Raw genomic sequence first — 12,954 nt, 5'->3', positions numbered from 1 at the left:
GAAGGCGTGACCTCGTGTCAACCGTGAGCTCATCCCAGCCATCCGCCTCGTCCCCCTCGTCGGTGGCGGGTTTCGGCACGAACGAGTGGCTGGTCGAGGAGATGTACCAGCAGTACCTCTCCGACCCGCAGAGCGTCGACCAGGCGTGGCACGAGTTCTTCGCCGACTACCGCCCCGGCAGCCCGGTGTCCGACACCGCCGACCGCGCCGACGACACCGCCGACAGCGGGGGCCCGCCGGAGCCCGCCGTCCCCGCGGCCACCTCCTACGACTCCCCGGCGCCCGCGGACGAGGTGACCACCGCCGTGCCCGAGAAGACCTCCACCCCGCCGGCGACCTCGGCCGGGATGCCGGACCAGGCCGCCGCCGAGGGCTCGGCCACCCGGCCGAGCAGCCCGGCCGTCGCCCCCGGCGCCACCGCCCCCACCTCGCGGGCCACCGCCGTGGAGGAGCGCACCGAGGGCACCGTCGCGGCGAAGCCGGCCGAGCGTGCGGCGCAGGCCCAGCCGGCGGAGCCCGCCCCCAAGCCGGCCGCCAAGCCGGCCGCCAAGCCCGCGGCCAAGCCGTCGGCGGGCACGCCGGCGGAGGGCGGGGGCCCCAAGCGCACCCCGCTGCGCGGTGCGGCGGCCAGCGTCGTCAAGAACATGAACGCCTCGCTGACCGTGCCGACCGCCACCAGCGTGCGCGCCGTCCCGGCCAAGCTGCTCGCGGACAACCGCGTGGTCATCAACAACCACCTCGCCCGCAGCCGGGGCGGGAAGGTGTCCTTCACCCACCTGATCGGCTACGCGCTGGTCCGGGCGCTGGACGACTTCCCGGAGATGAACGCCTCGTTCGCCGAGGTGGACGGCAAGCCCACGCTGGTGCAGCCCGAGCACGTCAACTTCGGCCTGGCCATCGACCTGCCCAAGTCCGACGGCAGCCGGTCGCTGGTCGTGGCCAACATCAAGGGCTCCGAGGCGATGGACTTCGCCGCGTTCTGGGGCGCCTACGAGGACGTCATCCGGCGGGCCCGGGCGGGCAAGCTGACGATGGACGACTTCACCGGCACCACGATCAGCCTCACCAACCCGGGCACCGTGGGCACCAACCACTCCGTCCCGCGGCTGACCGCCGGCCAGGGCACCATCGTCGGCGTCGGCGCCATGGAGTACCCGGCCGAGTTCCAGGGGATGAGCCCGGAGACGCTGACCGACCTCGCCGTCGCCAAGACGATCACGCTCACCTCGACCTACGACCACCGGATCATCCAGGGCGCCCAGTCGGGCGACTTCCTGCGGCGGCTGCACGGCCTGCTGCTGGGCCAGGACGGCTTCTACGACGAGGTCTTCCGCTCGCTGCGCATCCCCTACGAGCCGGTGCGCTGGATGCCGGACGTCACGGTGCGCCACGAGGGCCAGATCGACAAGGAAGCCCGGGTCATCGAGGTCATCGAGGCCTACCGGCGCAACGGCCACCTGATGGCCGACACCGACCCGCTGGAGTTCAAGGTCCGGGCGCACCCCGACCTCGACGTCCTGCAGCACGGCCTGACCCTGTGGGACCTGGACCGCAAGTTCCCCGTCGGCGGCTTCGCCGGCGAGCGGCTCATGGCGCTGCGCGACATCCTCGGCGTGCTGCGCAACTCCTACTGCCGCACCGTCGGCATCGAGTACATGCACATCACCGACCCCGAGGAGCGCACCTGGCTGCAGGAGCGCATCGAGGTCAAGCCCGAGGCCCCCGACCGTGCCAAGCAGAAGCGGGTGCTGGGCCGGCTCAACGCCGCCGAGGCGTTCGAGACGTTCCTGCAGACCAAGTACGTCGGGCAGAAGCGGTTCAGCCTCGAGGGTGGCGAGTCGGTCATCCCGCTGCTGGACGAGGTGCTGGTCTCCTCCGCCGAGTACGGCCTGGAGGAGGTCGCCATCGGCATGGCGCACCGCGGCCGGCTCAACGTGCTGGCCAACGTGCTGGGCAAGAGCTACGCCAAGATCTTCGGTGAGTTCGAGGGCAACATCGACCCGGGCACCGTGCAGGGCTCCGGCGACGTGAAGTACCACCTGGGCGCCGAGGGCACCTTCGAGCACCCCGAGGGCAAGGGCACCATCGCGGTGTCGCTGGCCAGCAACCCCAGCCACCTGGAGACGGTCAACCCGGTGCTCGAGGGCATCGTGCGGGCCAAGCAGGACATGATCGACAAGGGCGAGGGCGGCTTCACCGTGCTGCCCGTGCTGCTGCACGGCGACTCCGCGTTCGCCGGCCAGGGCGTGGTGCAGGAGACCCTCAACCTGTCCCAGCTGCGCGGCTACCGCACCGGCGGCACCGTGCACGTGGTCATCAACAACCAGGTCGGCTTCACCACCAGCCCGGCCGCGGCCCGCTCCAGCCTCTACTCGACCGACGTCGCGCGGATGATCGGTGCGCCGGTCTTCCACGTCAACGGCGACGACCCCGAGGCGTGCGTGCGGGTGGCCCGGCTGGCCGTGGACTACCGCCAGGCGTTCAAGAAGGACGTCGTCATCGACCTGGTCTGCTACCGCCGGCGGGGGCACAACGAGGGCGACGACCCGTCGATGACCCAGCCGCTGATGTACGACATCATCGACCGCAAGCGCTCGGTCCGGAAGCTGTACACCGAGGCGCTGGTCGGCCGCGGCGACATCACGCTGGCCGAGGCCGAGGAGGCGCTGAAGGACTACCGCGGGCAGCTGGAGCGGGCCTTCGCCGAGACCCACGACGCGCAGGACGCCTCCCGTCCCGAGCCGGTCATGGACCCGCGGTCGCCCCAGCAGGCGACCGTCGAGACCGCGATCTCCACCGAGGTCCTCAAGACCATCGGCGACGCGCACGTCTCCTTCCCGCCCGACTTCACCCCTCACCCGAAGCTGCAGAAGATGCTCGAGCGGCGCGCGGCGATGGCCAGCGAGGGCGGCATCGACTGGGCGATGGGCGAGCTGCTCGCCTTCGGGTCGCTGCTCATGCAGGGCGTCACCGTCCGGCTGGCCGGCCAGGACTCCCGGCGCGGCACCTTCGTGCAGCGGCACTCGGTGCTGATCGACCGGGAGACCGCCGGCGAGTACACGCCGCTGGCCAACCTGACCCCCGAGCAGGCGAAGTTCTTCGTCTACGACTCGCTGCTGTCCGAGTACGCCGCGGTCGGCTTCGAGTACGGCTACTCGGTGGCCAACCCCAAGGCCCTGGTGCTCTGGGAGGCCCAGTTCGGCGACTTCGTCGACGGCGCACAGATGGTCATCGACGAGTTCATCAGCAGCGGTGAGGCCAAGTGGGGGCAGCGCTCCGGCGTCGTCCTGCTGCTGCCGCACGGCCTCGAGGGCCAGGGGCCCGACCACTCCAGTGGCCGGATCGAGCGCTTCCTGCAGCTGTCGGCCGAGAACAACATGACGGTCGCCAACTGCTCCACCCCGGCGAACTACTTCCACCTGCTCCGCCGCCAGGCGCTGTCCGACGTGCACCGGCCGCTGGTCGTCTTCACGCCGAAGTCGCTGCTGCGGGCGAAGGCCGCGGTCAGCCCGGTGGCGGAGTTCACCGAGCAGCGGTTCCAGCCCGTCCTCGGCGACCCCGGTGTCGGCGGCGAGCCGCTGGACGACGCGGCGGTCCGCCGGGTGCTGCTGTGCAGCGGCAAGGTCAGCTACGAGCTGCTCGCGCAGCGGGAGGCCGCGGGCACCGCCGACACCGCAGTCGTACGGGTGGAGCAGCTCTACCCGCTGCCCGCCGAGGAGATCGTCGAGGTGCTGGAGCGCTACCCGAACGCCACCGACGTCGTGTGGGCGCAGGAGGAGCCGGCGAACATGGGCGCCTGGCAGTTCATGGCCTGCAACCTGCCCGAGCACCTCACCGGTGGTCGAACGCTGCGCCGGGTGTCCCGCAAGGCGTCGGCCAGCCCGGCCGTCGGGTCGGCCAAGGTGCACGACGCCGAGCAGCGCCAGCTGGTCGCCCAGGCCTTCGCCGACTGACCCGGGCGGTCCCCGTGTACTTCACCGATCGCGGGATCGAGGAGCTGGCCGGCCGGCGGGGCGAGGAAGAGGTCTCCCTCGCCTGGCTGGCCGACCAGCTCCAGGCCTTCGTGGACGAGCACCCGGACTTCGAGGTGCCGGTCGAGCGGCTGGCCACCTGGCTGGCCCGCGGCGGCACCGACGACGAGTGAAGGACCGCCCTTCCCCCCACGCCTCGCAGGCTCGGCGCGGGACCCTGAAGGGCGGCCGTTCCATCGAGGTCTGACCGCGCGCCTCCCCCGCGCAGACGTCGAGCGGCGTCACGCTTCGCTCGTGCTCGGTCACTCGCATGCCCTGTCCGGTCTGGCTGCCGGGGCGGCGACGCTGCCCTGGGCCCCCGTGCAGGGGCCCGTCGCCCAGGCCGCGTGGGTCGCCGCGGCGGGCGGGTTCGCGATGCTGCCCGACCTCGACCAGCAGGGCTCGACCATCTCGCGGATGTGGGGCCCGTTCACCGACGCGCCGTCGGGGCTGATCAACGTCGTCGCGCGGGGACACCGCTGGGGCACCCACGACGCCGTCCTGGGCCCGGTGGTGTTCGGCCTCCTGGCCATCGCCGCGTCCGGCGCCTACTGGTCCAGCCTGCTGGTGCTGGCCCTGGCCATCGGGCTGGCCCTGCGCGCACTGCACTTCGTCATCCCCGGCCGGGCGGAGAACACCGTCATCGGCAACCTGCTGCTGTCCTGGGGCAGCGCCTGGCTGCTGCTCGCGCACAGCCCGAGCCCGGTCTGGCTGCCCTGGGCGGTCGCCGTGGGCGTGCTCGCGCACATCGCCGGTGACTTCCTGACCAAGGAGGGCGTGCCGGTGCCGCTGTTCTGGCTGCTGCGGCGCAGCCGGCTCGCGCCGGTGCACCTGCGCACCGGCGCCACGGTGGAGAAGGCCGTGCTGGCGCCGCTGTTCGGCGTCGCCACGCTGGCGTTCCTCTACCTCAACACCGGCGCCCGCGGCGCGCTGGACCCGATCGTCGACCTGCTGGCCCAGCGTCCCTGACCCGACCGCCACTACGGTCTCGCGGTGTGACCGACCCCGCCGCGCACGTCTACGTCACCCGACTGCTCACCGACGACGCCATGGCGGCGGTCGGGGCGCTCGGCCGGCCGGTCGTCGTAGGTGGTGAGGAGCCGCCGGCCCGCGACGACGTGCTCCGCGACGTGGCCGGTGCCGTGGCGGTGGTCAGCACCCTCACCGACCGGGTCGACGCCGCCGTGCTCGACGCGGCGGGACCCGGGCTCCAGGTGGTGGCCAACGTGGCGGTCGGCTACGACAACGTGGACGTCGGGGCCGCCGCCGAGCGCGGCGTGGTCGTCACCAACACCCCCGGCGTCCTCGACGGCGCCACCGCCGACCTCACGCTCGGCCTGGTCCTGGCCGCCGCCCGGCGGATCGCCGAGGGCGACCGGTTCCTGCGCCGGGGCACCCCCTGGATCTGGGGCCCGCGGATGATGACCGGCCTGGACCTCTCCGCCGGCGCCACGCTCGGCGTGGTCGGCTACGGCCGGATCGGCCGGGCGGTGGCCCGGCGGGCGCGGGCGTTCGACCTCCGGGTGCTGGCCACGCCCACCCGCGGGGAGCTCACCCCGGAGGAACGCGACGCCGTGGAGTTCCGCGAGCTGCCCGACCTGCTGGCCGACAGTGACGTCGTCACCCTGCACTGCCCGCTCACCCCGCAGACCCGGCACCTGGTGGACGACGACGCGCTGGCCCGGATGCGCCCGACGGCGCTGCTGGTGAACACCGCGCGCGGCGGCATCGTGGACACCGACGCCCTGGTGCGGGCGCTGCAGGACGGACGGCTGGCCGGCGCCGCCCTCGACGTGTTCGAGGACGAGCCGGTGGTCGACCCGCGGCTGCTCGCCCTGGAGCAGGTGGTGCTGACCCCGCACCTGGGCAGCGCCGGTGACCGCACCCGCAGCGCCATGTGCGGGCTGGCCGTCGACAACGTCGCGGCGGTGCTGGCCGGCCGCGGGCCGCTCACCCCGGTCAGTCCCGGATGACCTGCTCCCGCCGGGCGCAGTCGGCCACCGCCTCGGCGACCGCCGTGGCCACCCGGCGGTCCAGCGGGCTGGGCACCACGTAGTCGGTGCGCACCTCGTCCCCGACCACGTCGGCGATGGCGGTGGCCGCGGCCAGCTTCATGTCCTCGGTGATGCTGTGCGCCCCGGCGTCGATGGCGCCGCGGAACACCCCCGGGAACGCGAGCACGTTGTTGATCTGGTTGGGCAGGTCGCTGCGCCCGGTGGCGACGACGGCGGCGTACCGCGCGGCCATCTGCGGGTCGACCTCCGGCGTGGGGTTGGCGAGGGAGAACACGATCCCGCCCGGCGCCATGGTGGCGATCGCCGACTCCGGCACCGACCCGCCGGACAGGCCGACGTAGACGTCGGCCCCCTCCAGCGCACCGGTCATCGTCCCGGCGTAGCCGCTGCTGTTGGTGTTGTCCGCGAGCCACTGCTTCACCGGCGTGAGGTCGTCCCGGCCGGTGTGCAGCACCCCCCGGGAGTCGGCCACGGCCAGGTCGCCGACGCCGGCACCCAGCAGGATCTTCGCGGTGGCGACGCCTGCCGCGCCCGCCCCGGCGATGACCACCCGCAGGTCCGCCGGCGTCCGGCCGGTCACCCGGGCGGCGTTGCGCAGCGCGGCCAGCACCACGATCGCCGTCCCGTGCTGGTCGTCGTGCATGACCGGGATGTCCAGCCGCTCGCGCAGCCGGGCCTCGATCTCGAAGCACCGCGGCGCGCTGATGTCCTCCAGGTTGATGCCCCCGAAGGACGGCGCGATCGCGGCGACGATCTCCACGATCAGGTCGGTGTCCTTGGTGTCCAGCACGATCGGGACGGCGTCCAGCCCGGCGAACTCGCTGAACAGGCAGGCCTTGCCCTCCATCACCGGCAGCGAGGCCGACGGGCCGATGTCACCGAGCCCGAGCACCGCGGTCCCGTCGGAGACGACCGCGACGACCCGCGACGCCCAGGTGAACCGGCGGGCGAGCGCGGGCTCGGCGGCGATGGCGCTGGACACCCGGGCCACACCCGGGGTGTAGGTGAGGGCCAGGTCAGCGATCGAGTCGATGGACCGGGTCGGGCGCACCGAGAGCTTGCCGCCCTCGTGCACCGCGAACGCGGGATCGTCGGAGAAGCGGTCAGGAGTGCCACGCTGCACGGAGCCCATGGACCCCGGAGGGTAGAGCAGGAGCTCCGGCGGCGCCCTCCGCTCCCGGGGTCACCGGAGCCAGGGGCGCAGCCGGCCGGGCCGGGGCCACAACCGGGCGGTCACCCGGCCGACGACCACGGCCGGCCCGAACGCCCGGCTGTCGTCGGCGACCAGGGGGTTGTCGCCCTCGACCCAGTGCCCGCCCGGCACCGCCCGGCGCACCCGCTTGACCACCAGCAGCTCCGGTCGGCGGGGGAACCGGGCGAGCACCACCTGCCCCGGCCGGACCTCGTCACCCGGGCCGCAGCGGTGCACCAGCAGCCGGTCGCCGTGCCGCACCGTCGGGGACATCGAGGGCCCGGTCACCCGGGCCAGGACCCACCGGGTCGGCAGCCCCGGCGGCCGACCGCCGGACGTGTCCTGGGTGATCACCGCGGGTAGGGTCGCAGACGAACCCATCCCCACGACAACCGGAGGCACCCTCATGCGTCTGTTCCGCATGTTCTCCGCCGTGGAGGCCACCGCGCACTGCGACCTCCCCTGCGGCGTCTACGACCCCGCTCAGGCCCGGATCGAGGCCGAGAGCGTCAAGGCCATCCAGGAGAAGTACCAGGCCAACGAGGACCCGGTCTTCCGCACCCGCGCGATCATGATCAAGGAGCAGCGCTCCGACCTGGCCAAGCACCACCTGTGGGTGCTGTGGACCGACTACTTCAAGCCCCCGCACTTCGAGAAGTACCCGCAGCTGCACGAGCTGTTCAACAAGGCCACCAAGCAGGCCGGCGCCGCCGGCGGCAAGGGCAGCATGGACCCGGCCGAGGGACAGAAGCTGCTCGACTACATCGCCGAGATCGACAAGATCTTCTGGGAGACCAAGGCCGCCGCCTGAGGAAGGACCCCCTTCCTCCCCGCCCTTCGCAGGCTCAGGGCGGGTCCCTGGAAGGGGGCCGGGCGGGTCCCTGGAAGGGGGCCGGGCGGGTCCCTGGAAGCGGGCCTGACCCTGCCCCCCACCGCCGGCACGCTCGCGGCGGGACCCTGCACGAGGGCCAGCGCTGCTGGATCGTCACCCGACGGTCCGGCAGCGCTGCCATGTCATGGACCCTCACCCCGGCGACGTCGCGCCTCCGCCCAGGGTCAGCCGATGCGCGGCTCGGAGGGTTTCGTGATCGACGTAGGCCGGCTGTTGGAGAAGGTCGAGACAGCAGCACCCATCGACGCGATGGAGGCGGTCGCCGACGCCCTCGGCGAGATGGTCGAGGCCACCAGCGTGAGACTGCTGATCGCCGACTTCAGCGGCCGGGCCGTCGTCCGGCTGACCTCCGCCGAGATGGTCGACGGTGCGCGAGGGCGCGGGGTCGAGCAGGCCGAGACGCTGCCGCTGGCCGGCACCGTCTACGAGCGGGTGCTGCGTACGCAGGAGGCCGACGTCCAGGCTGCCGGGGACGGAGCCCGGATGGTCGTGCCGGTCACCGATCGCGGCGACGCGGTCGGGGTCATCGAGCTCGTCCTGCCCCGCTACCCCTCCACGGAGGAGGTCGCCGACGTCCGCACCGCCGGGCACGCGCTGGCGTACGTCGTCATCGCCGCACGACGGCACACCGACGTCTTCGAGTGGGGGCAGCGATCCATGCCCTTCGCGCTGGCCGCGGAGATCCAGCGGCGGCTGCTGCCGCCGTCCTACACCTGCGAGGCAGGGCAGTTCACCCTGGCCGGCTGGCTGGAGCCGGCCGCCTCGGTGGGCGGGGACACCTTCGACTACAACCTGGACCGCGACAGCCTGCAGCTGTCGATCACCGATGCGGTCGGCCACCAGGTCACGGCAGCACTCCTGGCCACCCTCCTCGTCAGCAGCCTCCGCAACGGTCGCCGTGGCGGCATGGACCTCGGCAGGCAGGCCGCGTACGCCAACGACTCCCTGGCCCAGAACGCCGACCCCGGACAGTTCGTCACCGGACAGCTGCTGCGGGTCGACCTGCACTCCGGCACAGCGGCGATCGTCAACGCCGGACACGTCCTGCCCCTGCGGCTGCGCAACGGCCGGGTCGACGAGGTGGACCTGCGGGTCGAGCCGCCCTTCGGTGTGGTCCCGGGCAAGTCCTTGCAGGTGCAGCCCTTCCCGCTGGAGCCTGGGGACCGGATCGTCTTCCTGACCGACGGCATGCAGGAACGCAACGCGGTGAGCCTGGACGTCGCCACCGCCCTCGCCGACACCGCGGACCTGCATCCGCGGGAGGTCGTCCACGCCCTCGGCGCCGCCGTGCTGCAGGAGACCAAGGGCGACCTCCGCGACGACGCCACGATGATCTGCCTCGACTGGTACGGCGGCCCCCCGCGCGGGCGCAACACCGAACAGGGCGCCGACCCGGACCTCGCGTCGGGGCCCGGCTGAGCCGGACGCCGGGAGGCCGCCGACCGCATCCCGGTAGCCTCGGGAGTCGATGCGCATCGACCGGGCCGGATGGCCCTTCCTCGCCGTCCCCCTCGGGTCCGCGGCCGGGTTCGCCGGACTGGGCCGCGCCACCGGGCGCCGCTGGGCGCGGGTGGCCGCCTGGCCCTGGCTGGCCCTGACCGCCTACATGGCGGTCTTCTTCCGCGACCCGGACCGGCGTTGCGACCGCGAGCCGACCCCCGCCGAGGACGTGCTGTCCCCCGCGGACGGCGTCGTCATGGTGGCCGGGGACCCGCAGCCCGGTGTCGCGCCCGAGGGCGACTGGAAGCAGGTGAGCGTCTTCCTGTCCGTCGTCGACGTGCACGTGAACCGCTCGCCCTACCGCGGGCACGTGACCTCGACCAGCTACCGCCCGGGGAGCTTCCTGGCCGCCTACCGCAAGGAGAGCGCGCACCGGAACGAGCGCAGCGAGATCTGGCTGCAGGACGGCGACCGCACCGTGGTCTTCCGCCAGGTGGTCGGGGTGCTCGCCCGCCGGATCGTCACCCGGGTGCAGGCCGGGGACCAACTGGCCACCGGCCAGCGGATGGGGCTGATGAAGTTCGGCTCCCGCATGGACGTCTTCGTGCCGCCCGGCTGTAACGTGCCGGTCACGGTGGGCCAGCGGGTGCGGGGCGGCGAGACCGTGATCGCGCGCTGGCCCGGTCCCAGCTGAGGAGGTCGAGCCCGATGCGGCGAACGACCACCGTCGAGTTCGTCCGGGGATCGGTGCGGGGTGGCCGGCGGCGGGCCCGCTCCTGGCTGCCCAGCCTGTTCACCCTGGCGAACATGATGTGCGGGTTCGGCGCGATCCTGGTCGCCTTCCGCGGCTCCTACGGGCTGGCCTGCGTCCTGATCGGGCTGTCGGTGGCCTTCGACATCGCCGACGGCGCGGTGGCCCGGCTGGTGGGCGCCGTGTCCCCCTTCGGCCTGCAGTTCGACTCCCTCGCCGACCTGGTGAGCTTCGGGCTGGCGCCGGCGCTCCTGGCGTTCGCGCTGTTCTCCGACGGCCGTCACGAGCTGGACGCGCTGGGCTGGGTGGTCTGCTTCCTGTGGGTGGCGTGCGCCGCGATCCGGCTGGCCCGCTTCAACACCACCGTCGACCCGACGGCGGACAAGCGGTTCTTCACCGGCCTGCCCAGCCCGGGGGCCGCCGGGGTGGTGCTGGCCAGCGTCTTCGCGTTCGCCGACCAGATGCAGGGCCGCGACCGGCTGTGGGTGCTGCTGGTCGTCGTCGTCCCCGGGCTCCTGATGATCAGCACCGTCCGCTACCGGTCGTTCCGCTCGCTGGTCAGCCCGAAGAACGGCCGGCCCTACGGCCTGGTCGCCGCCGGCCTGCTGGTCGTCGTCGGGCTGGCCACCGTGCCGGTGGTCACCGCCTGTGTGCTGGCCTACGGCTACCTGTTCTCCCCCGTCCTGGTGCCGGTGCTCGCGCCACTGGCCCGCCTGGTGCCGCCGCGGATCCGGCAGGCGCTCTCGTGAGCGTGCGGCCGGTGCGCCCGGCCGACGTCCCGGCGGTGCTGGGCATGGTGCGCGAGCTCGCCGCCTACGAGCGGGCCGAGCACGAGGCCCTGATGACCGAGGACCAGCTGCACACCGCGCTGTTCGGGGAGTCCCCGGCGCTGTTCGGGCACGTCGCCACGGCCGACGACACGGCCGACGGAGACGGGGCGCCGGCCGGCTTCGCGCTGTGGTTCCTCACCTTCTCCACGTGGCGCGGGACGCACGGCATCCACCTCGAGGACCTGTACGTGCGTCCGGGCCACCGGGGCACCGGACTGGGGCGCGAACTGCTGCGCACCCTCGCCGCGCTGTGCGTGGACCGCGGACTGGCCCGGCTGGAGTGGTCGGTGCTGGACTGGAACACCCCCTCCATCGACTTCTACCGGGCCGCCGGCGCGGTCCCGATGGACGAGTGGACGGTGTACCGGCTCACCGACGAGGCCCTCGCCTCCTTCGCGGCCGACCGGCGGCCCCCGACCCGACCGACAGGAGACGCGTGACCACCGAGCGCGGCGAGTCCGAGTGCTGGCTGACCGACATGGACGGCGTGCTGGTGCACGAGGGGCTGGCCCTGCCGGGCGCCGCGGAGTTCCTGCAGCGACTGGTCGACCGGCAGCGGCGGTTCCTGGTGCTGACGAACAACTCGATCTTCACCCCGCGCGACCTGTCCGCCCGGCTGGCCCGCAGCGGCCTCCAGGTGCCCGAGCCCAACATCTGGACGTCGGCGATGGCGACCGCGGACTTCCTGGCCTCCCAGCTGCCGGCCGGGTCGGCGCACGTGGTCGGCGAGGCCGGACTGACCACGGCGCTGCACGAGGTCGGTTACACCCTGACCGACACCGACCCGGACTACGTCGTCCTGGGCGAGACCCGCACCTACAGCTTCGAGAGCATCACCCGGGCGATCCGCCTGGTGGAGCGCGGCGCGCGCTTCATCGCCACCAACCCCGACGTCACCGGCCCCTCGCCGGAGGGACCGCTGCCGGCGACCGGCGCCGTGGCGGCGATGATCACCAAGGCCACCGGCGCGGAGCCCTACTTCGTCGGCAAGCCCAACCCGATGATGTTCCGCAGCGCGCTCAACCGGATCGACGGGCACTCCGAGTCCACGACCATGGTGGGCGACCGGATGGACACCGACATCGTGGCCGGCATCGAGGCAGGCCTGAAGACGGTGCTGGTGCTCACCGGGTCCACCAGGGCCGCGGACGTCGCCCGGTTCCCGTTCCGACCGGGCCGCGTCGTCGACTCCATCGCCGACGTCATCGACCTCGTGTAGGACCCCTCCGGCCCACCGCTCCCAGGCTCACGGCGGGCCCCTGCGCGGGGGCCGTCAGCGCTGGAAGTAGGCGAGCCGGGCCTCCGGGGTGGCCAGCAGCCAGAAGACGGTCGCGACCATCACCAGCACCGGGACGCCGATCAGCGGCAGGCTGCCGTGGAACGTCACGGACCAGCCGAGCAGCCCCAGCAGGACCTGCAGCACGACCACCGGTGCGCGGGCCCAGCCGGCCGCCCGCCACAGCCCCACCGCGGCGGCGGTGAGCAGCCCGGCGCCCAGGCCGACGTAGACGACCTCGGCGAGCGCCCGCCCCACGCTGTCCGGGTCGCCGGTCACGGTGAGCCAGAGCAGCACCAGGGCGACCGCGGCCAGCAGCGCCGCCTCCAGGGCCACCACGAGCGCGGCACGGCGCACCGCCCCCGGCGCGCCCTCCCGGGGCCGGGCCGGGCGTGGGCGCTCGACGGCGGCACCACCGAGCAGGCTGTCGGTGCGGCGCCGGGCACCGCGCTCGTCGGGCGCGTCGTCCTGCTGCCGGCTCACGGCGCCGAGATTACGCCGTGCCGGCGACCGACCGGCCCCGCGACGGGGCGGTCGGGCCGTCCCCG

13 protein-coding genes are annotated in these 12,954 nt (G+C 73.4%); 10 read left to right on the top strand and 3 right to left on the bottom strand.

The window, feature by feature from the left end; translation table 11 throughout:
- The first annotated feature begins 62 nt into the window (after positions 1–62).
- From ACWIX6_RS05380 to ACWIX6_RS05365, 4 genes are all read left to right on the top strand, one after another.
- Positions 63–3,953, top strand: coding sequence for a multifunctional oxoglutarate decarboxylase/oxoglutarate dehydrogenase thiamine pyrophosphate-binding subunit/dihydrolipoyllysine-residue succinyltransferase subunit (locus ACWIX6_RS05380; RefSeq protein WP_448615815.1), 3,891 nt, complete (start codon positions 63–65; stop codon positions 3,951–3,953).
- Between the two features lie 14 nt (positions 3,954–3,967).
- Positions 3,968–4,144: a DUF6104 family protein gene (locus ACWIX6_RS05375; RefSeq protein ID WP_448615814.1), complete on the top strand. Its 177-nt coding sequence runs from the start codon at positions 3,968–3,970 to the stop codon at positions 4,142–4,144.
- Between the two features lie 121 nt (positions 4,145–4,265).
- Positions 4,266–4,979, top strand: a complete 714-nt coding sequence (locus ACWIX6_RS05370) for a metal-dependent hydrolase (RefSeq protein ID WP_448615813.1) — start codon at positions 4,266–4,268, stop codon at positions 4,977–4,979.
- A 26-nt stretch (positions 4,980–5,005) separates the two neighbouring features.
- Positions 5,006–5,983 (top strand): 2-hydroxyacid dehydrogenase, encoded by a 978-nt coding sequence (locus ACWIX6_RS05365; RefSeq protein ID WP_448615812.1) that lies wholly within the window; start codon positions 5,006–5,008, stop codon positions 5,981–5,983.
- On the opposite strand, the gene ACWIX6_RS05360 is transcribed toward ACWIX6_RS05365, so the two are convergent.
- Both ACWIX6_RS05360 and ACWIX6_RS05355 read right to left on the bottom strand, forming a co-directional pair.
- Entirely contained in the window at positions 5,970–7,157 is a 1,188-nt protein-coding gene (locus ACWIX6_RS05360) for an NAD(P)-dependent malic enzyme (RefSeq protein ID WP_448615811.1), read from the bottom strand. The two genes, ACWIX6_RS05365 and ACWIX6_RS05360, sit on opposite strands and share 14 nt — an antisense overlap.
- 51 nt (positions 7,158–7,208) lie before the next feature.
- On the bottom strand, positions 7,209–7,571 hold the full coding sequence (locus ACWIX6_RS05355; protein ID WP_448615810.1) for a S26 family signal peptidase: 363 nt from the start codon (positions 7,569–7,571) through the stop codon (positions 7,209–7,211).
- Positions 7,572–7,623: 52 nt separating this feature from the next.
- Between ACWIX6_RS05355 and sodN the strand changes: the two genes are divergently transcribed.
- From sodN to ACWIX6_RS05325, 6 genes are all read left to right on the top strand, one after another.
- On the top strand, positions 7,624–8,028 hold the full coding sequence (sodN, locus tag ACWIX6_RS05350) for a superoxide dismutase, Ni (protein ID WP_448615809.1): 405 nt from the start codon (positions 7,624–7,626) through the stop codon (positions 8,026–8,028).
- Between the two features lie 252 nt (positions 8,029–8,280).
- Complete coding sequence (locus ACWIX6_RS05345) at positions 8,281–9,528, top strand: PP2C family protein-serine/threonine phosphatase (RefSeq protein WP_448615808.1); 1,248 nt, start codon at positions 8,281–8,283, stop codon at positions 9,526–9,528.
- Between the two features lie 49 nt (positions 9,529–9,577).
- On the top strand, positions 9,578–10,243 hold the full coding sequence (locus ACWIX6_RS05340) for a phosphatidylserine decarboxylase (RefSeq protein WP_448615807.1): 666 nt from the start codon (positions 9,578–9,580) through the stop codon (positions 10,241–10,243).
- 14 nt (positions 10,244–10,257) lie between these two features.
- Complete coding sequence (pssA, locus tag ACWIX6_RS05335) at positions 10,258–11,049, top strand: CDP-diacylglycerol--serine O-phosphatidyltransferase (protein ID WP_448615806.1); 792 nt, start codon at positions 10,258–10,260, stop codon at positions 11,047–11,049.
- Positions 11,046–11,570: an N-acetyltransferase family protein gene (locus ACWIX6_RS05330; protein ID WP_448615805.1), complete on the top strand. Its 525-nt coding sequence runs from the start codon at positions 11,046–11,048 to the stop codon at positions 11,568–11,570. Before pssA ends, ACWIX6_RS05330 begins: the two co-directional genes overlap by 4 nt.
- Entirely contained in the window at positions 11,567–12,349 is a 783-nt protein-coding gene (locus tag ACWIX6_RS05325; RefSeq protein ID WP_448615804.1) for an HAD-IIA family hydrolase, read from the top strand. The genes ACWIX6_RS05330 and ACWIX6_RS05325 overlap by 4 nt, the downstream gene beginning before the upstream one ends.
- A 54-nt stretch (positions 12,350–12,403) precedes the next feature.
- Here ACWIX6_RS05325 and ACWIX6_RS05320 read toward each other — a convergent pair whose 3' ends face one another.
- Positions 12,404–12,889, bottom strand: a complete 486-nt coding sequence (locus tag ACWIX6_RS05320) for a hypothetical protein (RefSeq protein ID WP_448615803.1) — start codon at positions 12,887–12,889, stop codon at positions 12,404–12,406.
- Between the last annotated feature and the right edge of the window lie 65 nt (positions 12,890–12,954).

It is taken from the genome of Modestobacter sp. URMC 112, assembly GCF_053502575.1.
Note: the sequence above shows the minus strand (reverse complement) of the source record. Positions and strands in the feature narration are given on the sequence as shown.